Origin of the sequence: Sphingomonas sediminicola, assembly GCF_014489515.1 — a bacterium.
GTDB classification, from domain to species: Bacteria; Pseudomonadota; Alphaproteobacteria; order Sphingomonadales; family Sphingomonadaceae; genus Sphingomicrobium; species Sphingomicrobium sediminicola.
Genome location: NZ_CP060782.1, coordinates 1,282,246 through 1,304,382 on the forward strand (window position 1 = coordinate 1,282,246; position 22,137 = coordinate 1,304,382).

The 22,137-nt window shown below is 62.5% G+C and carries 24 protein-coding genes and 3 pseudogenes; 9 read left to right on the plus strand and 18 right to left on the minus strand.

Going from position 1 to position 22,137, the window contains the following annotated elements; all coding sequences use genetic code 11:
• Positions 1-140: 140 nt before the first annotated feature.
• From H9L14_RS06820 to H9L14_RS06845, 6 genes are all read right to left on the minus strand, one after another.
• Positions 141-1,262, minus strand: a complete 1,122-nt coding sequence (locus H9L14_RS06820) for a TIGR03032 family protein (protein ID WP_187709713.1) — start codon at positions 1,260-1,262, stop codon at positions 141-143.
• A gap of 73 nt (positions 1,263-1,335) precedes the next feature.
• Entirely contained in the window at positions 1,336-2,589 is a 1,254-nt protein-coding gene (locus tag H9L14_RS06825; protein WP_187709714.1) for a sulfotransferase family protein, read from the minus strand.
• Between the two features lie 44 nt (positions 2,590-2,633).
• On the minus strand, positions 2,634-2,963 hold the full coding sequence (locus H9L14_RS06830; RefSeq protein WP_187709715.1) for an aspartyl/asparaginyl beta-hydroxylase domain-containing protein: 330 nt from the start codon (positions 2,961-2,963) through the stop codon (positions 2,634-2,636).
• A complete protein-coding gene (locus H9L14_RS06835; protein ID WP_187710025.1) occupies positions 2,876-3,229 on the minus strand; it encodes a hypothetical protein in 354 nt (117 codons plus the stop codon). Before H9L14_RS06835 ends, H9L14_RS06830 begins: the two co-directional genes overlap by 88 nt.
• A 108-nt stretch (positions 3,230-3,337) precedes the next feature.
• Positions 3,338-4,750, minus strand: coding sequence for an adenosylhomocysteinase (gene ahcY / locus H9L14_RS06840; RefSeq protein ID WP_187709716.1), 1,413 nt, complete (start codon positions 4,748-4,750; stop codon positions 3,338-3,340).
• A gap of 113 nt (positions 4,751-4,863) precedes the next feature.
• Complete coding sequence (locus H9L14_RS06845; RefSeq protein WP_187709717.1) at positions 4,864-5,436, minus strand: YqgE/AlgH family protein; 573 nt, start codon at positions 5,434-5,436, stop codon at positions 4,864-4,866.
• Positions 5,437-5,535: 99 nt separating this feature from the next.
• Here H9L14_RS06845 and H9L14_RS06850 point away from each other — a divergent pair, with 99 nt between their 5' ends.
• Positions 5,536-6,015 carry a peroxiredoxin gene (locus tag H9L14_RS06850; RefSeq protein ID WP_187709718.1) on the plus strand — a complete coding sequence of 160 codons (480 nt, stop codon included), beginning with the start codon at positions 5,536-5,538 and terminating at the stop codon, positions 6,013-6,015.
• A 100-nt stretch (positions 6,016-6,115) separates the two neighbouring features.
• Positions 6,116-6,520, plus strand: coding sequence for a hypothetical protein (locus H9L14_RS06855; RefSeq protein ID WP_187709719.1), 405 nt, complete (start codon positions 6,116-6,118; stop codon positions 6,518-6,520).
• 54 nt (positions 6,521-6,574) lie between these two features.
• Here the strand turns inward: H9L14_RS06855 and H9L14_RS06860 are convergent, their stop codons facing one another.
• From H9L14_RS06860 to H9L14_RS06870, 3 genes are all read right to left on the minus strand, one after another.
• Positions 6,575-8,455 carry a M2 family metallopeptidase gene (locus tag H9L14_RS06860; protein ID WP_187709720.1) on the minus strand — a complete coding sequence of 627 codons (1,881 nt, stop codon included), beginning with the start codon at positions 8,453-8,455 and terminating at the stop codon, positions 6,575-6,577.
• Between the two features lie 88 nt (positions 8,456-8,543).
• On the minus strand, positions 8,544-9,308 hold the full coding sequence (locus H9L14_RS06865; protein WP_187709721.1) for an alpha/beta fold hydrolase: 765 nt from the start codon (positions 9,306-9,308) through the stop codon (positions 8,544-8,546).
• Positions 9,305-9,751, minus strand: a complete 447-nt coding sequence (locus H9L14_RS06870; RefSeq protein ID WP_187709722.1) for a GFA family protein — start codon at positions 9,749-9,751, stop codon at positions 9,305-9,307. The genes H9L14_RS06865 and H9L14_RS06870 overlap by 4 nt, the downstream gene beginning before the upstream one ends.
• A 46-nt stretch (positions 9,752-9,797) precedes the next feature.
• On the opposite strand from H9L14_RS06870, the gene H9L14_RS06875 reads away from it, so the two are divergent.
• Genes H9L14_RS06875 through H9L14_RS06885 form a run of 3 tightly spaced genes read left to right on the plus strand, consistent with a single transcriptional unit; the run spans position 9,798 to position 11,464 of the window.
• Complete coding sequence (locus tag H9L14_RS06875) at positions 9,798-10,223, plus strand: hypothetical protein (RefSeq protein WP_187709723.1); 426 nt, start codon at positions 9,798-9,800, stop codon at positions 10,221-10,223.
• Positions 10,151-10,801 carry a hypothetical protein gene (locus tag H9L14_RS06880; RefSeq protein WP_187709724.1) on the plus strand — a complete coding sequence of 217 codons (651 nt, stop codon included), beginning with the start codon at positions 10,151-10,153 and terminating at the stop codon, positions 10,799-10,801. The genes H9L14_RS06875 and H9L14_RS06880 overlap by 73 nt, the downstream gene beginning before the upstream one ends.
• Positions 10,802-11,464 (plus strand): Fe2+-dependent dioxygenase, encoded by a 663-nt coding sequence (locus H9L14_RS06885; RefSeq protein ID WP_187709725.1) that lies wholly within the window; start codon positions 10,802-10,804, stop codon positions 11,462-11,464.
• 3 nt (positions 11,465-11,467) lie between these two features.
• Here the strand turns inward: H9L14_RS06885 and H9L14_RS06890 are convergent, their stop codons facing one another.
• Together H9L14_RS06890 and H9L14_RS06895 are read right to left on the minus strand one after the other, a co-directional pair.
• On the minus strand, positions 11,468-11,938 hold the full coding sequence (locus H9L14_RS06890; protein ID WP_187709726.1) for a YybH family protein: 471 nt from the start codon (positions 11,936-11,938) through the stop codon (positions 11,468-11,470).
• Between the two features lie 34 nt (positions 11,939-11,972).
• Positions 11,973-13,001, minus strand: a complete 1,029-nt coding sequence (locus H9L14_RS06895) for an aspartate-semialdehyde dehydrogenase (protein WP_187709727.1) — start codon at positions 12,999-13,001, stop codon at positions 11,973-11,975.
• Positions 13,002-13,169: 168 nt separating this feature from the next.
• On the opposite strand from H9L14_RS06895, the gene H9L14_RS06900 reads away from it, so the two are divergent.
• On the plus strand, positions 13,170-13,985 hold the full coding sequence (locus H9L14_RS06900; RefSeq protein ID WP_222949951.1) for a DUF2189 domain-containing protein: 816 nt from the start codon (positions 13,170-13,172) through the stop codon (positions 13,983-13,985).
• A 3-nt stretch (positions 13,986-13,988) separates the two neighbouring features.
• On the opposite strand, the gene rplS is transcribed toward H9L14_RS06900, so the two are convergent.
• The gene (rplS, locus tag H9L14_RS06905; protein ID WP_187709728.1) at positions 13,989-14,390 is read right to left on the minus strand and encodes a 50S ribosomal protein L19; all 402 of its coding nucleotides are present in this window, start codon (positions 14,388-14,390) and stop codon (positions 13,989-13,991) included.
• A pseudogene (gene trmD, locus H9L14_RS06910) lies at positions 14,387-15,122 on the minus strand (tRNA (guanosine(37)-N1)-methyltransferase TrmD). The gene rplS and the pseudogene trmD overlap by 4 nt, the downstream one beginning before the upstream one ends.
• Before the next feature lie 49 nt (positions 15,123-15,171).
• Between trmD and H9L14_RS06915 the strand changes: the two are divergent.
• Positions 15,172-16,086, plus strand: a complete 915-nt coding sequence (locus H9L14_RS06915; RefSeq protein ID WP_187709729.1) for an NAD(P)/FAD-dependent oxidoreductase — start codon at positions 15,172-15,174, stop codon at positions 16,084-16,086.
• Here the strand turns inward: H9L14_RS06915 and rimM are convergent.
• The 4 genes and pseudogenes from rimM to H9L14_RS06935 all read right to left on the minus strand — a co-directional run bounded on the left by rimM (position 16,078) and on the right by H9L14_RS06935 (position 19,505).
• Complete coding sequence (gene rimM, locus H9L14_RS06920) at positions 16,078-16,563, minus strand: ribosome maturation factor RimM (RefSeq protein ID WP_187709730.1); 486 nt, start codon at positions 16,561-16,563, stop codon at positions 16,078-16,080. The genes H9L14_RS06915 and rimM overlap by 9 nt on opposite strands.
• Positions 16,564-16,830: 267 nt before the next feature.
• A pseudogene (rpsP, locus tag H9L14_RS06925) lies at positions 16,831-17,283 on the minus strand (30S ribosomal protein S16); the annotation flags it as partial.
• A gap of 27 nt (positions 17,284-17,310) precedes the next feature.
• A pseudogene (ffh, locus tag H9L14_RS06930) lies at positions 17,311-18,787 on the minus strand (signal recognition particle protein).
• A gap of 217 nt (positions 18,788-19,004) precedes the next feature.
• On the minus strand, positions 19,005-19,505 hold the full coding sequence (locus H9L14_RS06935; protein WP_187709731.1) for a cupin domain-containing protein: 501 nt from the start codon (positions 19,503-19,505) through the stop codon (positions 19,005-19,007).
• Positions 19,506-19,731: 226 nt separating this feature from the next.
• Here H9L14_RS06935 and H9L14_RS06940 point away from each other — a divergent pair, with 226 nt between their 5' ends.
• Both H9L14_RS06940 and H9L14_RS06945 read left to right on the plus strand, forming a co-directional pair.
• A complete protein-coding gene (locus H9L14_RS06940) occupies positions 19,732-20,523 on the plus strand; it encodes a winged helix-turn-helix domain-containing protein (protein ID WP_187709732.1) in 792 nt (263 codons plus the stop codon).
• A gap of 17 nt (positions 20,524-20,540) precedes the next feature.
• The gene (locus H9L14_RS06945) at positions 20,541-21,278 is read left to right on the plus strand and encodes a tetratricopeptide repeat protein (RefSeq protein ID WP_187709733.1); all 738 of its coding nucleotides are present in this window, start codon (positions 20,541-20,543) and stop codon (positions 21,276-21,278) included.
• Positions 21,279-21,464: 186 nt separating this feature from the next.
• Here the strand turns inward: H9L14_RS06945 and H9L14_RS06950 are convergent, their stop codons facing one another.
• Positions 21,465-22,088, minus strand: coding sequence for a hypothetical protein (locus tag H9L14_RS06950; protein ID WP_187709734.1), 624 nt, complete (start codon positions 22,086-22,088; stop codon positions 21,465-21,467).
• Positions 22,089-22,137 lie beyond the last annotated feature (49 nt).

A 22,137-nucleotide genomic window follows, 5' to 3' on the forward strand; every position in this document is an offset into this window, starting at 1 on the left:
GACTTACGAAACCGGTAACGAAAAGAAAGTGAAGAGCGCGCCAGTCTCAATTTCCGCGGGCGGTTGTAGCATTAATGCAACATGACTGTACGAGCCGGTAAACGCGAATTGTCGCACAGCCGACACAGCTAGGTTATCGCTTAGGCGGCGCTCGTCTGGAACTCCCCGTCGAAGGTAATCGTCTCCGGGAATTCTTCCGTCGCCGGGCCGACGACCATCGGGCATTTGACGCCCGGCATCAGCTCGACCGTGAACAGCTCGTGCACGTCGCCATCAAGCTTCAGCCACTCCACCCCTTTCCCGGTGGCAAGCTCGATGATTAGAACCCCGCACATGGGCGTCCCGTTACGCTTCGCGAGCTCGTCAGCGATCGGCATATCTTCGAACTTGCCGTAACGGGGCTTGGAGACGGTCACGATCGCATAGCCGTTGACGATGGCCAGTCCGCGAAGGAATCCCGGGCAGAACATGATGTCGCGTAGGTCGCCGGTCTCCTTGTCGACCTCGACGAGAAATCCGCGTCCGCTGTCGACAGCATAGAGCTTCCCGTCCGGCCCCGCCCTCGGCGAGTGCGGCATCGACAGCTGGTCGGTGACGACGCGGCCAGTCTCGACGTCGATGACTACGCCCTTCGGAAGCGGACGGCCATGCCAACCGTCGGCGACGTCGGTCTGGCTTACCGCCGTCACGTATTTCGGCTTCCCGTCCAGCATGCCGAGGCCGTTCATGTGGCAACGGTCCTCCCTGGCGAGCTCGGTAATGAAGCTCGGTTTCCAGATCGGGCGGAAGCTGTGCACCGGATCGATCGTCGCCAAGCATGAATAGCTTGTGTTTACGAAGACCGGCTGACCCTCACCGTCCACGCCCACCTCGTGGATATCGATGTCACCAGTGATGAAGGTCTGCCGGGGCATCAGCGACAGATCGTAGGTGCCCTGCGCGGTCATCCCCTCAGGCAGGATATTCTCCAGCCGCCACAGCTGAACCCGCGAAGCCAGCCACAGGCCGTTGCGATCCCAGCAAACGCCCATGGCACGGCTGAATGCCGACTGATGCACGGAGACCGTTCCGTCCGGCATCGTGCCGACCAGGAATAGCCGGCCGCTCTGGTACGACGTGATTGCAAGGCTCGTGTGGTTCGCAGTCAGCCAGGAAGCCAGTCCGCGCGATACGCTGATCTTTGTGTCTTCGGGCGGAGGCGCTGGCGGAGCCGCAGTTTCACTTGCTCCGGCAGCAGCCGGCGGGGTGACTTGGTATGTCATGGTTGGCGCAAACTCCGTGGGCGCAATGCTGCCGGCGCTCTAACCGGCGTCAAAGGAATCGCCAAGCTGGTGACTAAGCGGCCGCGCGGATCGGGACGCGCCTGTCAGCCAGGAATTGCCGGGCGCGTTCATCGGCTTGCTCGACGATCGGCCAGACTGCTTCGATGACATGCGCCAGCCGACGCCATTTCTGGCGGTCCGGCTTTGAAACGGTCGTCTTCGAAAGCGGCAAAGTGTCGCCGAGCTTGCGATCCCAACCGAGTCCCACGGCCGCTGCCAGCCGCTCCATTTCGGACTGCGGAGAACCAAGGAAGGTTCCGTAGTCGATCGCCTGCACGCGGCCTTCGCCAAGCCGTTCGAGGTCATCGAGCAGGACCTCGGTAGTGATCGCCCATTGGTGCGCAACGATCTCCGGGATCTGCATCCGCTTGAGCTGCTGCCAGCCGGGGACAAGCAGAAGCGACCATGTTCCGTCAGGCCAGCCCGGCAGGCCAGGATAGGTCCTGAAGCCGCCCGAGTGCCAGGCCTCCATCATGCTGTAGAGCGTCTCGCGGGCATCGCGGTACAAATAGATGAACTCGGCGTCCGGCCAGATCGCGTCGAAGAACGGAACGCGAAGAGCATTCTTCGGCGTCTTCTCAACCATCCGGACCCGCCCTGTCGGACGGCGACCGTCGCGATCCTTGAGCTGCCGGTAGAAACCTTCGGCAAGGCGTTCGGCGCGCTCGGGCGTCGCATCGTGCGCAACGAGCTGGTTCGACAGCCATCCGCGTTGCGGTGGCGCAAGGCCGGGCACGTTCTCGATCAGGCGATGGCTCTCGTCCCCAGTGGCGAAAAGCCCGGGCGCCTTGACGAACGTTTCGTAGAGAAGGGTCGACCCCGATCTCGGGGTGCTCACGACGAAGAGCGGCCGGTCGAAGCGATTTCGGTACGGCTCCCTGTCGGCGGGACGAAACGCCTTTGCCGACCCGGAAAGGATCACGCTTCCGGTTGCCTTCTCTTCCGGCTCGGGGTGAGCGACCGGGGCCTCCGACTTTGCGACACGGCTATCCGGATGGGCAAGCGCCATCTGGAAGATCAATTGTTCGAGGATGCGCCCAAGGAAGACCTCATTGGGCATTTCCAGCGACGAGACCTCCAGCTTCGTCAGGCTCGCCCGAATGTCCTTCAGCAGGCCTTCATAGACCGCGCGCCCTTCAACTTCGGTTCCAAAGCGGGCCCAGTTGGCGGCCCAGGCGTCGATGAAGGATTCAACCCTGTCGAGAGACTCCACGATCTTCGGATCAGTGCCGGCCTGTTCGCGGATGAATGCGAGGTGGCATCGCATCTCCCAAGGTGACATGACCTTCGGCGAATTGACCCGCTCGAAGACTAAGCTTTGGCCAGAGCGAGCGCCAGGAGCCAACAGCCGCGGTTCAGTGCCCCCTTCTCTGCCGCCCTCATCAGTTCAGGGAGAATTCCTCCGCCCACCGTATCGAGCACAAGATGGATGCGCTGCGCATCGCCCTTGTTCTGAACGTCATGGCGGAGGAAGCTGTTGAACACCCAGCATTCGCCCGCCGCCATGTGGACGGTCTCGTCGCCACAGGTGAACAGGACGCCCGGATTGGTGATCACCGGAATGTGAATGCGCAGGTGCGTGCGCCAGTAATAATGGATATCGATGTGCGGCGGCACTTCCCGTCCCGGCGCCAGGCCCATGAACCGGCTGCGGCCCCAGACACCCCGATCTCCGCCATGATCTGCCGGACGTAGTGGCAGCGGTTCAGGCTGTCGGTCGCCGCCATCGGCCCTTCGATATTGTCGCTATCCTCGCCGGCGGGCGTCACCAGCCGAACGGCCTCGTTGCCGACGAAGCCCGTCGGGTGTGGAGTCCAGGCCGAAGGCGGAAGAGCACGCGCCTCTGCCGCCAGGGCGTCCGCGTCAAAACGGATCGGCAGTTTCAGGAAGGGCTGCTTCAGGCGCATTCGAATTTCATCCTTTCCGCCCTTCTAATCAAACCGGCACGGTCGGCAAACAGAAGGGGCGCCTCCATCTCTGGAAGCGCCCCCCGAATTGTTCGCCCGAATACTGGCTTAGTAGCGGTAGTGCTCCGGCTTGAACGGGCCTTCCGGGGACACGCCGATATAAGCGGCCTGCTTGTCCGAAAGCTTGGTCAGGTGCACGCCGAGCTTTTCGAGGTGGAGCGCGGCAACCTTCTCGTCAAGGTGCTTAGGAAGAACGTAGACGTCGTTCTTGTACTGGTCGCTCTTCGTCCAGAGCTCGATCTGCGCGAGCACCTGGTTGGTGAAGCTCGAACTCATCACGAAGCTCGGATGGCCCGTTCCGTTCCCAAGGTTCACGAGGCGCCCCTTCGACAGGACGATGATCTTCTTGCCGTCCGGAAATTCGACCTCGTCGACCTGCGGCTTGATCTCGGTCCACTTCATGTTGGCCAGCGCGCCGATCTGGATCTCGCTGTCGAAGTGGCCGATGTTCGAAACGATCGCCATGTTCTTCATCGCCCGCATATGGTCGAGGGTGATGACGTCCATGTTGCCGGTCGCGGTGACGAAGATGTCGGCGCGCGGAGCGGCCTCTTCCATCGTCACGACTTCATAGCCTTCCATCGCAGCCTGAAGCGCGCAGATCGGATCGACCTCGGTCACGATGACGCGTGCGCCGCCGTTGCGGAGCGAAGCTGCCGAACCCTTGCCGACGTCGCCGAAGCCGGCGACGCAGGCGATCTTGCCGGCGAGCATGACGTCGGTCCCGCGGCGGATCGCGTCGACCAGCGACTCCTTGCAGCCGTACAAATTGTCGAATTTCGACTTTGTCACGCTGTCGTTGACGTTGATCGCCGGGAACGGGAGCTTGCCCTTCTTGGCGAGGTCGTAAAGCCGGTGAACGCCCGTCGTGGTCTCTTCCGAGACGCCCTTAATGTTCTGAACGGTCTTGGTCAGGTAGCCCGGACGCTCGGCCAGGAACTTCTTCAGCGTCGCGGCGAAGATTTCCTCTTCCTCGTTCGACGGGGTGAACAGCTCTTCCCCGGCTTCGACGCGCGCGCCCCAGAGTGCAAACATGGTCGCGTCGCCGCCATCGTCGAGGATCATGTTGCAGGTCGTGTCACGACCCCAGTCGAAGATGCGGGTCACGTAGTCCCAATATTCCTCGAGCGTCTCACCCTTCACGGCGAAGACGGGAATACCACGAGCCGCAATGGCTGCCGCCGCGTGGTCCTGGGTCGAGAAGATGTTGCAAGATGCCCAGCGGATTTCAGCACCCAGCTCGGCCAGCGTCTCGATCAGGACGGCAGTCTGGATCGTCATGTGCAGCGAGCCGGTGATCCGCGAACCTTTCAGCGGCTTCGACGCGCCATATTCCTCGCGCAGCGCCATCAGGCCCGGCATTTCGGTCTCGGCGATCTCGATCTCCTTGCGACCGAAATCGGCGAGGCCGAGGTCTTTCACGACATAATCGGTGAAACGCGTTTCAGCCTGGGTCGCCACGTCAAAAGTCTCCAATTGTGAATGCTGGTGCGCGAGGTGCGCGTCGCGCCGCCTCTAGCCGCAGCGCGCCGTCAAAGCAAATATAAAGAATTCTTTATATGATGAACAGAGAGCTAGGCGACCCCTGTTTCGCTGGAGAGCAGCCTCGGGTCGACACCTTGCGCCTTGAAGGCCGCTGCCCAGCGTTCATCCGCCGGCGTGTCGAAGAGCAGCTTCTTGCTACTCTCCGCCGCAAACCAGCCATGCCGCGTCATCTCCTCGTCGAGCTGACCTTCACCCCAGCCGGCATAGCCAAGCGCGACCACCCATTGCGATGGTCCTTTTCCCTCCGCGATCGCTTTCAGGACATCGATCGTGCCGGTCATTGCGAACACTGCCCCATCCGGCCCGTTGACCTGGAGCGAGTCCTGTCCGCCCCAGTCCGTGGAATGAAGCACGAAGCCCCGCCCCGGCTCTACCGGTCCTCCATGGTGCACGGCGCAGTCCGGCGCCTTGCCGGCGTCGATGTCCAGCTGCTCCAGAAGTGCGCGGAACCGCATTCCGGCACGCTTGTGACCGATGCCGATCCCGACCGCACCATTCTCGTCGTGGACGCAAACGGCAATCACTGCCCGCTCGAAACGCGGATCGGCCATTCCGGGCATCGCAAGCAATAGCTTGCCCGAAAGAAAACGCGGCTCTTCCATGAATCCGTAATGAGCCGCACAGCCGTAACGGGCAAGCCTTGAGGGGGAACCCATCGCGGCTGTAGGGGCTTCAAGCGCAATGCCTCGAGGAGACAAGAAATGACGATCAATGTCGGCGACCGCCTGCCAGATGTAACGCTTACCGTTGCGACCCCGGATGGCCCGGAACAAACCACCACCGGAGAATTCTTCAGCGGCCGCCGCGTCGCGCTGTTCGCGGTGCCTGGCGCCTACACGCCGACCTGCTCGGCACGCCACCTTCCGTCCTACGTCGACAAGGCGTCCGACCTGAAGGCCAAGGGCGTCGACGAGATCGCTTGCATCTCCGTCAACGACCCGTTCGTCATGTCCGCCTGGGGCAAGGCTGACGGATCGAGCGATATCACCATGATCGCCGACGGGAACGGCGCATTCGCCGACGCAGTTGGATTATCGATGGATGCCAGCAAGTTCGGCATGGGCAAGCGCAGCCAGCGCTATTCGATGCTCGTCAACGACGGCGTCGTCGAACAGCTGAACGTCGAAGCTCCGGGCGAATACCGTGCTTCCAGCGCTGAGACATTGCTCGAACAGCTCTGACTTTCGGCGTCTGTCGCTCTCCAGTCTCCCCTGTCGCTGGGCCGAAACGCTGTTCGGTCCAGCGCGTTGTTTTCACAACGAAAGTAGGAGGAGATTGGAGATGTCGAGAACCAGCAATCGCGGCCGTAACAACAACCCCACGGGTCGCAACCAGTACAGCAGCGATTGGATGAGCACGGTCAAGGAACGACCGATGACAGCAGCTGCGGTCGCCGCGGCGTCTGTCGGCGCGGGTGTGTTCCTCTGGTCGAAGCGCAACCAGATCAGCGAGCAGCTGAGTAACCTCAGCGATCAGATCAGTGAGTGGACCGAGAGCATGCGTTCCGGTGACTTGGAGGAAGAGTTCGCTACGGGCGGCGCAGCGACGGGAAGCACGTCCTCGCGTTCGACGGGCTCGCGCAGCACAAGCACGCGGAGCAAGAGCTCTAGCGGCATGAGCGAAACGGGCGGCGGCAACGCCTCGCTCGGCGCTCATACGGGTTCGGGATCGGGCGCAATCTCCTGATACCACGCCCACGCATTCGAAGGGGCGCCTCGCGGCGCCCCTTCTCTTATCTGCTTACCAGCCGCACTGCTTCCCGCGATTCTGCTCTTCTAGCCAGCGCTGAAGGGGCGCAAAATATTCGAGCATCGGCTTTGCCGACATTTCGCGGCTGCCGGTGAATGCCTGAAGCGCATCAGGCCATGGCTTCGATGCGCCCATCGCCAGCATTGCATTCAGCCGCTGGCCGACTTCTTTGTTGCCGTAGAAGCTGCAGCGGTGGAGCGGGCCTTTCCAGCCCGAGATATCGCAGGCCGCCTTGTAGAACTGGAACTGAAGGATCCGCGCGAGGAAGTAACGCGCGTATGGCGTGTTCCCCGGAATGTGGAACTTGGCGCCCGGATCGAAGTCCGCTTCCGAACGAGCGACCGGCGGCGTGATGCCCTGATACTCGCGCTTCAGGTCGACCCAGGCCTGGTTGTAGTTCGCCGGCGTGATCGAGCCGTTGAACACGCCCCAGCGCCACTTGTCGACGAGCAGGCCGAACGGAAGGAAGGCGACCTTGTCCATTGCCTGCCGCAGAAGGAGGCCTGTGTCCTTGCTCTCGTCGGGGACCTTCTTTGGATCAAGCAATCCGATCTGCACCAAATATTGGGGTGTGATCGAAAGCGCGACAAAGTCGCCGATCGCCTCGTGGAAGCCGTCATTGGCTCCGTTGAGATACAGGTACGGCTGCTGGTTGTAGGCGCGCTGATAATAGTTGTGACCCATCTCGTGGTGGATGGTCACGAAGTCGTCCGAGTTGACCTTGGTGCACATCTTGATGCGCAGGTCGTCCTTGTTGTCGACGTCCCAAGCCGATGCGTGGCAGACCACTTCGCGGTCGCGCGGCCGGGTGAACTGCGTCCGCTCCCAGAAGGTCTTGGGCAGCGGCGCGAAGCCGAGCGAGCTGTAGAAGCCCTCGCCGATCTTGAACATGTCGAGAGGCGTCTTCTTCTGCCCCTCCAGCAGCTTACCGATATCATAGCCGACGTCGCCCGAGCCCTTCGGCGCCACAACGTCGTAGATGTTGCCCCATTCCTGGGCCCACATGTTTCCGAGCAGGTCGGCACGGATCGGGCCGGTCGCGGGCTGCACTGCGTTCCCATACTTCTGGTTGAGCTTTGTCCGCGTGTAGCAGTGGAGCTGATTGTAGAGCGGCTTCGTCTCCGCCCACAGGCGATCATACATCGCCGAGAATTCCTCGGGCGACATATCGTACTGCGAGCGCCACATCGCGCCCGTGTCGGCGTAACCGAGCTCCTTCGCGCCCTGGTTCGCGATCTCGACCATGCGCGTGTAGTCGTTGCGCATCGGGCGGCCGACATTCTCATGCCAGCTTTGCCAGACTTCCTTCAGTTCGGCGGGATTGCGAAGCTCGCCCATCAGGGCTTCCGCATCGTCCCCGGTGATGACTTTGCCCTTATGCATCGCGCGGCCCTTGCCGTAGGTCGATTGCAGGCGGGTCGAAATGTCGTTGAGCTCGGCGGCCGCGCCCGGTGTCGAAGGCGCCGCAAGAACGAGCGCGCCGCGCAGGATATTCAGCTTGCGAGCAGTGTCAGCGTCGAGACCCTGCACCTGCAAATATTGCGCTGCCTGAGTCGCATATTTGACGCCTTTCTCGGTCGTGATCGTCCCGAAGTAGGCGTTTAGCGCGTCCGTATCCTCGTTGATGTAAGTGTTGTTCACCCAGGCGGCGTGCTGGGTGATCACGTTGAGGTCGAACAGGTCCTTTTCGACGTCGGCAATGAACTGGCGAGCACCCTCAGGGGTCTGCGGATAGGGCAACGCATTGGCGGCAGGAGCCGGCGCAGCGGCGGCGGTCGCCGGAACTTCGGCGACCGGCGAGGTCGAAGACGTATTGGCGGCGCAACCAGCCAACGCAAGCGCCGCAAGCGACACGGAAGCAGCAAATTTCATGGATTCAACTCTCCCCAATTTTGGACGTCTCCGGAGGCGTGCCGAGTGGAACCGGCAAGCCCTTTCGTCAAGCGGTCAACTTTGCTCTTCAAACGGCCGCGAGAAACTCCGCGATCTTTTCGCCAAGATCAGGCTTGGTCACCGAACTCATGTGCGTGCCCGGGATCTCCTCATAGCGAGCGTTGGGAAGCGCCGAGGCGAACTCGCGCGCGGACCCATTATCATGGTCCTCGCTTCCGCAGACGACGAGTGTCGGCATGGTGAAGGCGGCAAGCGCCTGTTCGGGGCTCGGATGATCGCCGAGCGCCTTGAGCAGGAGCGCCGCAGCTACGCGATCAACCTTCATCGTGCGCATGAACTGGATCGAGAGCCAATACGGATCGCCGCGCCGCGCCTGGTCGAACCGGTCGATCGCCTCGAGGAAGAAGCTGCTCCGACGATCCCAGTTGGTCAGCACCTTCACGCCGGTGCCGGACAGGATCGCACGTTCCGGCTGGACACCGCTGCTCACAGCATCGATGGTCGTCCGCGCCCCCAGCGAAAAGCCGCCGAGATCGAAGCGCTCGAGCTTCAAATGGGCAATGAGTTCCTTGAGGTCGCGGACGAGGATGTCCGCCGAATATTTCGCCGGGTCGTGTGGCTTGCCGCTTTCCCCGTGAGCCCGCAGGTCCGGCATGATCACTCGCAAACCCTCGGACGCGATGCGATCGGCATGGCCGAACTTGATCCAGTTCATCTGGGCACTGGAGAAGAGCCCGTGCAGCAGGATGACCGGCCTGCCCTCGCCCACCTCGTAATAGGCGAGCTCAACACCGTCGGAAGTGGTCCAGCGATTGAGGACGGCATCATTCATTCCGGCATCATCCCAGTGGCCTCGATCCACTTGTTGACGAGCACGTCGTAGTCGCTGCTCTTGTATTCCGGCAGGCCATCAGTATTGAGCCAAGGGCGCTGGATGCTCTCCGCTCCGAAATGGTGCCTCGGCCTGAAGCGTGACGGATCGTCGAAGCTCGCGACCGTCAGGTCCATGTTCTCGCTGCCTTCCTTGTACTGGTAGCCCAGCGAAGTTCCGCACTCGCGGCAGTAGGGCCGCTTCCCGATCGGAGAGCTGTCGTACCAGTCGGGCTGATGCTCCCATGCGACGTCCGCCTGCTTGACGTTCTTGAATGCGACTGAGACCGAGCCCGTCGCCCGCTGGCACATCCGGCAATGGCAGAGATAGGCGTCATCGTTGGCGATCTTCACCGTGTAGCGGACCCGCCCGCACGCGCAGCCGCCAGTCATTTCGTCGGGCAAAACATCCTCCCTTGGAGCATCACCATTTGCGCGGCTAAGGGGCGGCATGTCCAGCGCACCGCCTGCGGAAGAGATTTGGAAGGACGCCCGCTGGCTGGGCCAGGCGGTCGACCCTCGCGCTGGGCTAGTGCGGTTCGTCGAGATGACGCCGGAAAACTATCGCTCGGCGAGCTTTCTCGATGATCGGATGTTCCAGCAGCAGCACCGCGTCACGCACCTGCTTCCTTGGGGAAATATCGCAGACTCGGTCCCAGTGGATGCTCGCCGCGACGCACGCTGGATCTTCCACATCAGCCATGTCGGCTCGACCCTGATCGCGCGCCTGCTTGGCGAACTGGACGGGATTCTGTCCGTTCGCGAGCCGCGCGCTCTCCGCGACCTGACTTTCTTCCGCGAGACGTGCGGGCACGGTTCATCCCAACGCTGCAGGCCCTGTTCTCCCGGACCTTCGAGCCGAATGGCGCGGCACTAATCAAGGCGACGAGCTTCGTCAGCGAAATCGCGGGCGAGTTGATGGTGGAGGGAGAACCCGCGCTATTCCTCTACGCCACGCCTCGCTCCTTCATCTCCGGGATCCTGGCGGGCGAGAACTCACGGAAGGAGTTGGCCGGACGGTCGGAGCAGCGTACCGGCCGCCTGGTCGCACGAGGCGTGAATCTTTCTGCTCCGCGTAGCGAAGCCGACCTCGCGGCGGCGGCTTGGGCCTGCGAAATGGTCGCGCTGGAATCGGCGGAAGGAGCCAACATCTTGTGGGCCGATTTCGACCGCGTCCTCTGTGACCTGGATGGATTCCTGAGAAAGCTTGCCGGCTTCTTCGCGTTCCCCGCGACGGCCGAGCGCCTGGCCGAGATCGCCAATGGGCCGCTCACTCGCCGCTACTCGAAGGCCACCGAGTACGAATACAGCCCGGAGCTGCGTCGCGAGTTGCTGGCCGAGGCGGAACGGAACCATCGTACTGACATCGAAAGTGCGCTTGCCATGCTCGACGCGGCGGCCGAAACAGCGCCCTTGCTTCGGAAGGCCCTCGACCGGGCGCAGGCGGAGAGCTGAATGTATCGGGTGCTGGACATACTGACGCCGGAGGAAGTCACGGAATGCCGCCAGATTGCGGCCAATGCGACCTTCGTTCACGGCAAGATCAGCAACCCGCACAACAAGGCGAAGCAGAACGAGCAGCTCCATGAGGCGGCCGCCTACGAACGGAGCGCGAAGCTCGTCCTCCAGGCCATGATGCGTAGTGACGAGTTCCGCGAGTTCGCATTCCCCGCGCAAATCGCTCCGCCGCTGCTGACCCGCTACAAGCCGGGGATGCACTATGGCGCGCATGCCGATGCCGCCTATCTGCAACTTCCGCACGGGACGGTGCGTAGCGACCTCAGCTGCACGATCTTCCTCAACGAGCCCGGGGATTATGAGGGCGGCGCGCTCCACGTCCGGCTGTCGGACGGGAGCATGCGGTTCAAGCTGAAGCCCGGCCAGGCAATCGTCTACCCGTCGGACACGCTCCACGAGGTCGAGCCGGTCACGCAGGGAGAGAGGCTCGTGGCGATCACCTTCATTCAGAGCCGAGTGAAAGATCCCTTCCAGCGGCACATGCTGTTCGAGCTGAACGAAGTCGCGGCACTCGAGGGCCTGAAGATGGATCCGGAGAACTTCAGCCGGATGCAGCTAATACAGGCGAACCTGCTTCGCTACTGGGGCGACCAGCCCTAGGGCCTAATTGCCTTGCGACGCCGGCGGCAGCGAGACGTGCTCGTGGACGATTTTCCAACTTCCGTCTGGCTGGCGCTGAAATACGTCGGTGAACCGAGCGCTAAGCGTCGGTCGAGTGGTTCCGGACTCGATGGTGAAGACTTCGGTACCCGAACTTATGAACGCATCGGGACCGAGCAACTGAATTTGCCGGTCAGGGACGTGATAGTCCGCGGGCTTCATGCTGACAAAGTCCCGCGCCCAGCCGGTTTGGACTTTCCTGTCGGTGCTCAAGGTGGGATGCCCGGCGTCGAACAGGACGGCGCCTTCGGCATATTGCCGCATGACATCGTCGACCTTGCCGGTTGTGAAATTCGCTTCGGCCTGCTCGGCGATCGTTGCCGCCTCCGCCTTGGTCACCGCCGCATGCCCGGCCGGCGCCTGCTTGCAGGCGGCAATGGCGAGAATGCCAAGGCATAGAACGAAGACGCGCATCGCTACCTCCCGTAAAGGAAGCGAGGCTATTGGGTTAGGCGGCCTTCTGCAAATGCTTGCGGCCGAGAAGCTCGGCGATCTGCACGGCGTTCAGCGCCGCGCCCTTGCGGAGATTGTCACTGACCACCCACAGGCTGAGCCCGTTCTCGACTGTCGAATCCTCGCGGATTCGGGAGACATAGGTCGCATATTCACCGACCGCTTCGACCGGCGTGACGTAGCCGCCGTCCTCGCGCTTATCGACGACCATCACCCCCGGTGCTTCGCGCAGGATGTCACGCGCCTCTTCGGCAGAAATCTCGTTCTCGAACTCGATGTTCACCGCTTCGCTGTGACCGACAAAGACAGGAACGCGCACACAGGTCGCGGTCAGCTTGATCGAGGGGTCGAGAATCTTCTTGGTCTCGACCACCATCTTCCATTCTTCCTTGGTCGAGCCGTCGTCCAGGAAGCTGTCGATGTGCGGGATAACGTTGAAGGCGATCTGCTTGGTGAACTTCCTCGGCTCGTTCGCGTCGCCGACAAAGATGTTGCGCGACTGCTCGAATAGCTCGTCCATGCCCTCTTTGCCGGCACCAGAGACCGACTGATAGGTCGCGACCACGACACGCTTGATCTTCGCGGCGTCGTGAAGCGGCTTGAGAGCGACCACAAGCTGAGCGGTCGAACAGTTGGGGTTCGCGATGATATTCTTGCGGGTGTAGCCGGAAATCGCTTCGGCATTCACCTCCGGCACGATCAGCGGAACGTCCGGGTCCATCCGGAACAGCGAGCTGTTGTCGATGACCGTGCAACCAGCCTGAGCGGCACGCAGTGCGTGGACCTTGCTGACTTCCGAGCCGGCCGCAAACAAAGCGATGTCCCAGCCGCTGAAATCGAAATGCTCGAGATTCTTGACCTTGAGCTCCTGCCCGCTGTCGCCGAAGTCGATGATGTCGCCCGTCGAGCGCGCAGATGCGACGGCCGCGACCTCATCCAGCGGGAATTGCCGCTCGGCGAGGATGTTCAGCATCTCCCGCCCGACATTGCCCGTCGCTCCGACAACTGCGACCCGATAGCCCATTTCAATCCTCCGTTGCGGGCACGCACCTAGTGTTGTCGGTCCGCTTTACCAAGGGGCAGCAACCCTCGCCCGTCGAATCCGTTTCGATTCTTTGGTAATGGAGTCGGTTCCAGCGACGCGCCCCGCGCAGTTCGCGAGACGCGCCCTTTGTTCGAAGGGAGGTCTTCGGTGTCCGCAACAACCGTTTCCGCATCGCCCAAATCCAAATCTGCGACTCCGGTCCGCCGCATCACCAGCGCCGACGCCGATGCCGCTCTTAGCGAAGGCTGGGCGGATTTCATGGACATGCGAGGGGACCTGATCTTCGTCGGTCTGATCTATGTCCTGGTCGGAGTCGTGGCTGCGACAGCGGTCATGGGTGGCGCCCTGCTGCCGCTGCTATTCCCGATCATCGCCGGGGTCGGACTGATGGGACCAGTCGCCGCTCTCGGCTTCTACGAAATGGCGCGCCGGAGGGAGAGTGGCCTCCATTCGAACTGGCAGCACTTCCTCGACGTTCGGAAGCGGCCGGGAGCTGACGAGATCGCGATCGTCGGAGCTCTGCTGCTCGGGATCTTCGTAGCCTGGGTTTTCGTCGCCAGCGGGCTCTACGTCGCCCTCTTTGGATGGTGGGAGCCGCCGTCGATCGGAGCATTCCTCTCGCGAGTGTTCACCACCCCCGAGGGATGGGCGCTGATCCTGATCGGAAACGCAATCGGGCTTGGCTTCGCAGCGCTGGTGCTGGGACTCAGCGTGGTGTCCATGCCGATGCTCGTGGATTGCGACATCAGCGCAGCCGAGGCCGTTTCCACGTCATGGCGCGCCGCCCGGGCGAACCCGGGCGTGATGTTCCGATGGGGCGTGACCGTTGCCGCGCTGCTCGTGATCGGCTCGATCCCACTGTTCGTGGGACTCGCGGCTGTGCTCCCGTGGCTGGGCTACGCCACGTGGCATTTGTACACGAAGCTGGTGGATCGCAGCGCGATCAAGTCGCGCCGCGACTGAACCTTAAGCGTCGGTCTTTTCGGCCTGCTTCGCCTCTTCGCGGCGAGGGTCGCGGCGCTCGGCGATACGAGCCGACTTACCACGACGGCCACGGAGATAGTAAAGCTTCGCCCGACGGACTGCGCCGCGACGAACAACCTCGATCGAATCGATGGCCGGCGAGTAGAGTGGGAAAACGCGCTCGACGCCTTCGCCGAAGCTGATCTTCCGGACGGTGAAGCTGGAACCGACGCCCTTATTCGAGCGGGCGATGCAAACGCCTTCGAACGCCTGGACGCGGCTGCGGTCACCTTCGATGACCTTCACGCCAACGCGGAGGGTATCACCAGGGCGGAATTCGGGGACCTTCTTGTCGGCGGTCAGCGCTTCAATGGCTTCACGTTCAAGAGTCTCGATCAGGTTCATTTCTTACTCGCTCTATCTTCACGCTGCGCGCCAGAGGGCGGTGCCTGCGATGCGCCCCCGTGGCGCTCGATCAGGTCCGGCCGCCTTAGCCGTGTATCTTCGACCGCTTTTGCGTGTCTCCACGCGGCGATCTTCGCATGATCCCCCGACCGCAGCACTTCGGGGATCGTGCGTCCTTCCCATGTTACTGGTCGGGTATAGTGCGGATATTCGAGTAGCCCCGCTTCGAAGCTCTCCTCCTCACCGCTGGAGGCCGCGCCCATTACCCGGGAAGCAGTCTCACGCAAGCATCGAGGATCACCATCGCCCCAAGCTCTCCGCCGGAGAGGACGTAATCGCCGATCGAGACCGCTTCGATGTCGCGGGCTTCGAAGATTCGCTCATCGAATCCCTCGAAACGGCCGCAGAGGAGAATGACGCCCTCGCCTGACGCCAATTCGCGAACGCGCTCCTGGCTCAGCGGCTTCCCGCGAGGCGTAAGCGCGAGGATCGGGCGGCCGTCGGCCACGCTGTCCACCGCTGCGGCCAGCACATCCGGCTTGAGAACCATCCCCGCCCCGCCCCTGCTGGCGTATCGTCAACACTCCGGTGCTTGTCGGAGGCGAAGTCACGGATTTGAACAGTCTCGAGCGACCAGGTGCTCTCGCCCAGCGCCCTGCCTGCGAGGCTGACGCCCAGCGGACCCGGAAACATCTCCGGATAGAGGGTCAGAACGGACGCGGTGAAGGCCATGCAGGCGGGCTAGTCGGGAACCGCTGTTGCGGCAATCCATTGGGCGGGAATGGCCGAACAACTCGACTGCCTGATCATCGGCGGAGGACCCGCCGGGCTGACCGCCGCGATCTATCTCGCGCGCTTCCATCTCGACATCCTCGTGGTGGACGATGGCAAGGGCCGCGCGGAGAGCATTCCCTGCACGCACAATCATGCCGGCTATCCGGACGGGATCAGCGGCAAGGAGCTCGTGCGGCTGATGCGAGAGCAAGCGCATCGCTACGGCGCCCGGATCGAACGGGACTATGTGACCCGTCTCGACAAGACCAACGAAGGCTTTTGCGCGACCTGGGGCTCAGGCTCGGTGAAAACGAAGACCGTGCTGCTGGCCACAGGGGTCAAGAACCGTCGTCCGCCAATGGACGAGGAACTGCATGATGAAGCGCTTGCCAAAGGCCTGATTCGCTATTGCCCTATCTGCGATGGCTATGAGGTAACCGATAAAAATGTCGGCGTGATTGGAAGCGATAGCCGTGGCGTCGCGGAGGCGGTCTTCCTCCGGAGCTTCACGCCGGCTGTAACCCTGATCGCTCCAGACAAGGCGCTCAGCCTGACGCCGGAAGACCAGGAGAAGTTGAAAGCGGCCGGGATCCACTGCATCGACGGGCCCGCACAGGCCGTTGCCATTTCGGACAAGTGCATCGTCGTAGATACGGCCGAAGGGCATTTCACGTTCGACAGTGTTTATCCGGCCCTTGGGAGCGACACGCATAACCAGCTTGCCGAACAGGTCGGAGCGCGTCTCAACGAACAGGGATGCATTGGCGTCGATACCCGCCAACGAACCAGCGTTCCAGGTCTTTACGCCGCGGGAGACGTGGTAATCGGCCTGGACCAGATCAGCCATGCGATGGGTGAAGGCGGCGTCGCAGCGACAACAATCCGCAACGACCTGGCGAAAGACCGACCAATCCTACGCTAGGAACTGGGGATCGAGGACGACGCGGCCTTCATCGAGATCCGCAATGCCGTCGCGGAACGGGATCAATGAGCGCTTTCCATCGGGCAGCTCGACTTCGAGCAGGTCACCCGCGCCGAAGTTCTCAACCGCAACGACGGTGCCAACTGATTGACCCTCGCGGTCGACGCAAGCGAGCCCGACCAGGTCCGAATGGTAGTACTCGCCCTCTTCGAGCGGTGGGAGTGCCGAGCGATCGACCTCGACGAGAGACCCGCGAAGGGCTTCGGCTGACGACCGATCGCCAATGCCCTCAAAGCGCGCGATCGCGGTCTTGCCACCATCGCGGGCAAAAAGAAGGCGGCGCATGGCACCGCCCACGTAGACCTCTTCATGCCGGGCGAGGCTGGCTGCGCTATCCGAAAACAGCTTCAGCCGAACCTCGCCCTTCACGCCATGCGCGCCGGCCACAGCGGCGAGTGCGACGCGCTTGTCGGTCATTGGATCGGGCTAGGCCTGCTCGGCCTTCTCGGCGCCCTCGGCAGGAGCATCCTCGGTCGAACCCTCGGCCGGCTCCTCAGCCGAAACGCCTTCTGCCTCGGCAGTCGGCTGTTCCGAAGTCTCGGCGCCCTCAGCTGGAGCGTCTTCGGCAGCGCCTTCGGCCGGCTCAGCAGCAGCTTCTTCAGCAACCGGAGCTTCTTCAGCGGCGGCTTCGGCTTCCGCCGGAACTTCCTCCGCCGGTGCTTCGGCTTCTTCAGCGACCGGAGCTTCGGCGGCTGCCTCTTCAGCCACAACTTCCTCAGCAGGCGCTTCAACCGGAGTTTCCTCGGTCACAGCCTCTTCCGCCGGAGCAGCAGCGGCCTCGGCAGCAGCGGCTTCAGCGTCCGCAGCGCGCTTCGCACGCTCTTCGACGCGCTCCTTGGCCTTCTCGCCCGGCTCGGCCTTCTTCGGGTTGTTGCGGGCAGGACGCTCCTTGATGCCGGCGGCATCGAGGAAACGCAGGACGCGGTCCGACGGCTTGGCGCCAACCGACAGCCAGTGCGTGATACGCTCGCCGTCGAGCTTCACGCGCTCCGGCGAATCCTTCGCCAGCAGCGGGTTGTAGGTGCCGACCTTCTCGATGAAGCGGCCATCGCGGGCATTGCGACTGTCGGCAACGACGATCCGATAATAGGGGCGCTTCTTGGACCCACCGCGGGCTAGACGAATTGCTACTGCCATTTCTTCGATCCTTCTTCTAAGTCTCTATTATTTCTTGCTAAACTTGTCGAAACCTGGGGCAGGTTGAACGGCTGACCGCCGCCGAGACCTGGCAAAGCCGGGCTTCCGCCTCCGCCTAATCCGGGCAATCCACCGGCACCGCCCGCGCCGCCGAGACCACCAAGGCCCCGCCGCCGCCGAACATCGCCGCAAGCTTGCCCAGCCCGCCCATCTTCTTCAGCCGCTTCATCACCGTGGACATTTCCTGGTGCATTTTCAGCAGCTTGTTCACATCCTGAACGGTCGTTCCGCTGCCCTTGGCGATGCGGATCTTGCGCTTGGCGTTCACGACTTCCGGCTTCGCCCGCTCCTTTGCGGTCATCGAGGACAGCATCGCCTCCATGTGGACCAGCGCCTTCGAATCCTGCGCCTTGTCCATCGCGCCCTTCATGCCCTTGAGGCCGGGCATCATGCCCGCGAGCGCGCCTAGGCCGCCCATGCGCTGCATCTGCTTGAGCTGGGACCAGAGATCGTCGAGATCGAACTTGCCCTTCGCCATCTTGGCCGCGAGCTTTTCCGCATCCTCCATCTCGATGGTTTCAGCTGCTCGCTCAACCAGGCTGACAACGTCGCCCATACCGAGGATCCGGCCGGCAACGCGGTCCGGGTGAAAGGCCTCGAGCTTATCAAGCGCTTCGCCGACACCGGCGAACTTGATCGGCTTGCCCGTGACTGCACGCATCGACAGCGCGGCGCCGCCACGTGCATCGCCGTCCAATCGGGTCAGGATCACGCCGGTGAGGTCGACTTCGCCTGCGAAGCCCTTGGCAACGTTGACGGCGTCCTGGCCGGTCAGGCTGTCGACGACGAGAAGTGTCTCGGTCGGACTCGATGCCTGCGCGACGGCTTTCATCTCGCCCATCAGCGCGTCATCGACGTGGAGACGGCCCGCAGTGTCGAGCAGGACCACGTCATAGGCCTGCAGCTTGGCGGCCTGGATCGCGCGCTTGGCAATATCGACCGGCTGCTGGCCGACGACGATCGGAAGCGTGTCGACGTTGGTCTGGCGTCCCAGCACCGCAAGCTGCTCCTGCGCGGCCGGGCGGGCGACGTCGAGCGACGCCATCAGAACGCGCTTGCGATCACGCTCCGACAGGCGCTTGGCGAGCTTGGCGGTCGTGGTTGTCTTACCGGAGCCCTGGAGGCCGACCATCATGATGATCGCCGGCGGGTTCACGTCGAGGTTCAGTTCGGCAGTCTCGGAACCAAGCGTTTCGATCAGCGCATCGTTCACGATCTTGACGACCATCTGGCCCGGCGTGACCGAGCGGATGACTTCCTGTCCGACCGCGCGCTCGGTGACCTTGTCTACAAAGTCGCGGGCTACCGGCAGCGCGACGTCCGCCTCAAGCAGCGCAACGCGAACCTCGCGCATTGCTGCGCGCACGTCGGCCTCCGTGAGCGCACCGCGTCCACGAAGCCTGTCAAAAACGCTGCCGAGCCGATCGCTCAGACTATCGAACATTCACGTCTCCCAATCGATGTCTGCCCCAGTAGGGACGCAAAACGAAAATGCGCCGGCGAACGAAACCTCGTTGGCCGGCGTGCACCCTCGGGCGCGATCATCGATGTTGTGTCTAAAAGACCGGGGGCAGTTAGTCGAAAGCGCTCACCCGGTCAAGAAATCGCCAGCGGCAGAAGCCCCCAAGGCCTCCGCCGCCGGCCGCCCCTGCGGCGGGACCTTAAAAGTTACAGTTATTGGGCTTGTCCCGATTCAACCGGAATGCCGGGCCCGGGAATCCCGACGGCTTGATGACGACCGCTACGAACTCCGCGCCGCTTGCGCTTGTGATGTTGTGAGTGACGTAAGCGTCTTCGATGAAGGAATCACCTGCGCTGTGCGGAGTACCCGTGCAGAGCGGATCGGATCCGTTGTACCAGATGATGCTCCCCTGCGTGACGGTAACGAAGACAGGAGCCGGATGGGCATGCCAGCCGCTGTAGCCTCCGGACTGGACGGTCAAGCGATCCGCACCGATGTCGGTGCTGGATAGCGTCTTGAGGATCATCCCCCATTTGTCGGTCTTGTCATTCGAAGTGTTGACGGTGAGCGTGCCGAAAGTCCCATTGACGATGGGAGAAGGCGCGAAGCCCGATCCCGGCGTCGCCGATGCCGGTGCGGAGACGATCGAGGATGCAATCAGCATCGCGGAAACCGGTATGAAACGAAGGATGCGGTTCATTTGCTTTCTCCATACTTGATGTGGCCGATTTCAATCGGATTTGGTGATCAAGGATGCTGCTGAACTCCCCAGCACCCGGCCTTCACGGGGCAAAGCGATCCCTCCGGTTTGAGGCGCCTAGACGACGCCAGACCTTGCAGTCTTGCTGCGCCGGACCGGGACAGACGATGGAGGAAAGCTGATTTATTCCTGATTTTTGCTAATCTGCGGCTAGAGGGGGCGTTTCATGGATCGTCCGGCCGCCTGGCGAACCATTGCTGTAGACCTTGAGGCCGAACGCCCTTTCCGCGTCGGCAACGCGACCGTCGACCCCCTCTCCCGCGAGGCAGAATTTCCCGGCGGGCGTGAGCGGATCCAGCCCCAACACCTGAAGGTCCTGATAGCGCTCGTCCGTCAGACCGGTGATGTCGTGACCCGCTCGACTTTGATCGATTCCTGCTGGGGAGGGCGGATCGTCGGCGAGGACGTCATCAACCGCTCGATCTCCATCTTGCGCGATTTCGCAGAACGAGTTGGCGGCTTTTCGATCGAGACGGTGCCAAAGGCCGGTTATCGCTTGCTCGAGGAAGGAGCGAAAGGCTCGTCGGCAAGGCACCCACTGCGTTGGACGCTCTTCGCCGCTTTGCTGATCGCCATCGCGGTCGGGTTCTGGCTTGCTCCTCGATTGCTGGGCGGCCCAGATTCAAGGCCGCCCCTGGTGGCTCTGAAGCCTCTGACCTCCAGCGGAGACCCCGGCACTCGCGAACTTGCAGCAGCGACCGGCGACGCCCTCTCGCACATGATGGTCGCGGCTAGCTTTCACGGCAAACTCGCATGGCCGGCTACCTCAAAGGATGAAGCAAAGGCCGACCTCGTCCTGTCCGGAGACGTAAGACGCAACGGAAATACGTATTCTGCCCTGATGCAGCTCCGGGACCGACGAACCGGCACGTTGCTGTTTTCACAGCTTTATGAGGCCCTGTCGCAGACGCCGGACCCCTGCCGGAACAGATCGGGGCCCAGATCACCAGCAATCTGACGGGCGTTCTCGCATTGATGGTCCTCGACAGGAGCCACTCCAGATCTCCCGAGCTCGCCGCCGAGAAGCTGAAGACCATTGCCGTGACGGTGACCGATGACGATCCCCTGATCAGCTATAAGATTTCCAACCGGATCGGCGCCAGCCATCCGGACTGGTTGCTGGCCCAGCTCGGCGTCGCATACGACACGGCCTTCGCCCTCAGTTCTCTGCCAAAGGCGGAGCGACAAGAAGCCGTCCAGAAGGCCCGAGTTGCCGCCGATAAGGCGCTTCGGATGGCGCCCGATTTCGGCGACACCTACGCACCGTGGTGCCTCCTCCACCCGTCGACCTATTCCCGCGAGTGCGAGGATCGCCTTCGCGCGGGCATGGAGGCCGATCCGGATGCGCCATTCACGCCGGTCTTCCTGAGCTCACTCTTGTACAAAGTCGGAAGGTTCGAGGAATCGTCCCAGTTCGCTCGGACCGGACTGGCCGGGATCCCTTCCATCCCCACAAGCTACGGCGGGTCATACGCACTTCGATCCTGCTCGGGGAAAAGGAAGAAGCGGAGCAACTGTTCGCGCAGGCAGTTCGGTGGTGGCCCAAGCATCCGGGTCTCCACTGGGATCGTCTCTTTGCTTACGCACTCACCGGCGATTTCGACGGCGCGGCGAAAGCGATTGGGCAATTGCCGTCGGGCGTATTGGACCGGGCGCGATCCCAGATTGCGGCTATGTTGTCCGCGTTCAACGCGCGTGATCTGGTCCGCCTGAGAGCAGTCTGCCTGGACCCCAAGGCCGACTTCCTCGCTAGGAACTACTGCCTGACAGCCCTGCATCGTCTCAATGATCACGACAGCGCGCTTCAGGTGGCTGACCATCTCTTCCCGCGCGTCGTCGGAGCCACGCCAAAAGAAGACGAAGCAATTTGGCTCGACGATCCTTCGGGAGGCCTAGAGCCTATGCTTTCCGCTCCGACGGCCGCATGGCTAAGATTAGACCCCAAGTTCCTGGTTTTCGCAGAGAGGACTGGAGCAATCCGCTATTGGCGAGCCGATCGGCTTCCCGATTTCTGCAGAAAGCGCCCCGAGCCGATCTGCAGCACACTGATAAAGTTCGGTCGGCGGTCTTAAGACAGCCGCGGTTTCCCTTTCGGCGGCTTGCGTGGACGCGATGGACCGCCACCCGGCCCACCGGGACCGCGCGGGCCCTTGCTCGGCCCATCCCCCTCCGGTCGTGGCGGACCGCGCCTCCCTGGCCATGGCGGACCGTGCGACGATCATTGGGCACCCTGCGATCCCGCTCCGGAACGCGATCCATCGGTCGCTGCGCCTGCATCTGCTGGCGCGGTCCGACCGCATAGCCTTCTTTCAGGAGCTGCGTGAACGCAGAGCGCGTGCTGTTCACGATGGCGTCCTGAAGCGCCTTCGGCAGGTCGGCGAATGTCACGTTCGGATGAATCGCCTGGACGTCGCGCAATAGCTGGTTGGGAAGGCCGCCGGAGGCCGATTTCAGCGCGGCGACAGCATCGAGCACGGCCGAAAAGACGATCGACTGCATCACATCGTTGGCGGCTCTTTGCATTTGTCTCTACTCGCGGCTGGTGGACTTGCCCTCTGCCCGTCCCTAATTG

Bases quoted from the DNA above. Each gene is read 5' to 3' on its own strand.
- H9L14_RS06820 (WP_187709713.1), bottom strand. From the start codon at position 1,262: ATGACATACCAAGTCACCCCGCCGGCTGCTGCCGGAGCAAGTGAAACT.
- H9L14_RS06825 (WP_187709714.1), bottom strand. From the start codon at position 2,589: ATGCGATGCCACCTCGCATTCATCCGCGAACAGGCCGGCACTGATCCG.
- H9L14_RS06830 (WP_187709715.1), bottom strand. From the start codon at position 2,963: ATGGGCCTGGCGCCGGGACGGGAAGTGCCGCCGCACATCGATATCCAT.
- H9L14_RS06835 (WP_187710025.1), bottom strand. From the start codon at position 3,229: ATGCGCCTGAAGCAGCCCTTCCTGAAACTGCCGATCCGTTTTGACGCG.
- H9L14_RS06845 (WP_187709717.1), bottom strand. From the start codon at position 5,436: ATGGAAGAGCCGCGTTTTCTTTCGGGCAAGCTATTGCTTGCGATGCCC.
- H9L14_RS06850 (WP_187709718.1), top strand. From the start codon at position 5,536: ATGACGATCAATGTCGGCGACCGCCTGCCAGATGTAACGCTTACCGTT.
- H9L14_RS06855 (WP_187709719.1), top strand. From the start codon at position 6,116: ATGTCGAGAACCAGCAATCGCGGCCGTAACAACAACCCCACGGGTCGC.
- H9L14_RS06860 (WP_187709720.1), bottom strand. From the start codon at position 8,455: ATGAAATTTGCTGCTTCCGTGTCGCTTGCGGCGCTTGCGTTGGCTGGT.
- H9L14_RS06865 (WP_187709721.1), bottom strand. From the start codon at position 9,308: ATGAATGATGCCGTCCTCAATCGCTGGACCACTTCCGACGGTGTTGAG.
- H9L14_RS06875 (WP_187709723.1), top strand. From the start codon at position 9,798: ATGTCCAGCGCACCGCCTGCGGAAGAGATTTGGAAGGACGCCCGCTGG.
- H9L14_RS06885 (WP_187709725.1), top strand. From the start codon at position 10,802: ATGTATCGGGTGCTGGACATACTGACGCCGGAGGAAGTCACGGAATGC.
- H9L14_RS06890 (WP_187709726.1), bottom strand. From the start codon at position 11,938: ATGCGCGTCTTCGTTCTATGCCTTGGCATTCTCGCCATTGCCGCCTGC.
- H9L14_RS06895 (WP_187709727.1), bottom strand. From the start codon at position 13,001: ATGGGCTATCGGGTCGCAGTTGTCGGAGCGACGGGCAATGTCGGGCGG.
- rplS (WP_187709728.1), bottom strand. From the start codon at position 14,390: ATGAACCTGATCGAGACTCTTGAACGTGAAGCCATTGAAGCGCTGACC.
- H9L14_RS06915 (WP_187709729.1), top strand. From the start codon at position 15,172: ATGGCCGAACAACTCGACTGCCTGATCATCGGCGGAGGACCCGCCGGG.
- rimM (WP_187709730.1), bottom strand. From the start codon at position 16,563: ATGACCGACAAGCGCGTCGCACTCGCCGCTGTGGCCGGCGCGCATGGC.
- H9L14_RS06935 (WP_187709731.1), bottom strand. From the start codon at position 19,505: ATGAACCGCATCCTTCGTTTCATACCGGTTTCCGCGATGCTGATTGCA.
- H9L14_RS06940 (WP_187709732.1), top strand. From the start codon at position 19,732: ATGGATCGTCCGGCCGCCTGGCGAACCATTGCTGTAGACCTTGAGGCC.
- H9L14_RS06945 (WP_187709733.1), top strand. From the start codon at position 20,541: ATGGTCCTCGACAGGAGCCACTCCAGATCTCCCGAGCTCGCCGCCGAG.
- H9L14_RS06950 (WP_187709734.1), bottom strand. From the start codon at position 22,088: ATGCAAAGAGCCGCCAACGATGTGATGCAGTCGATCGTCTTTTCGGCC.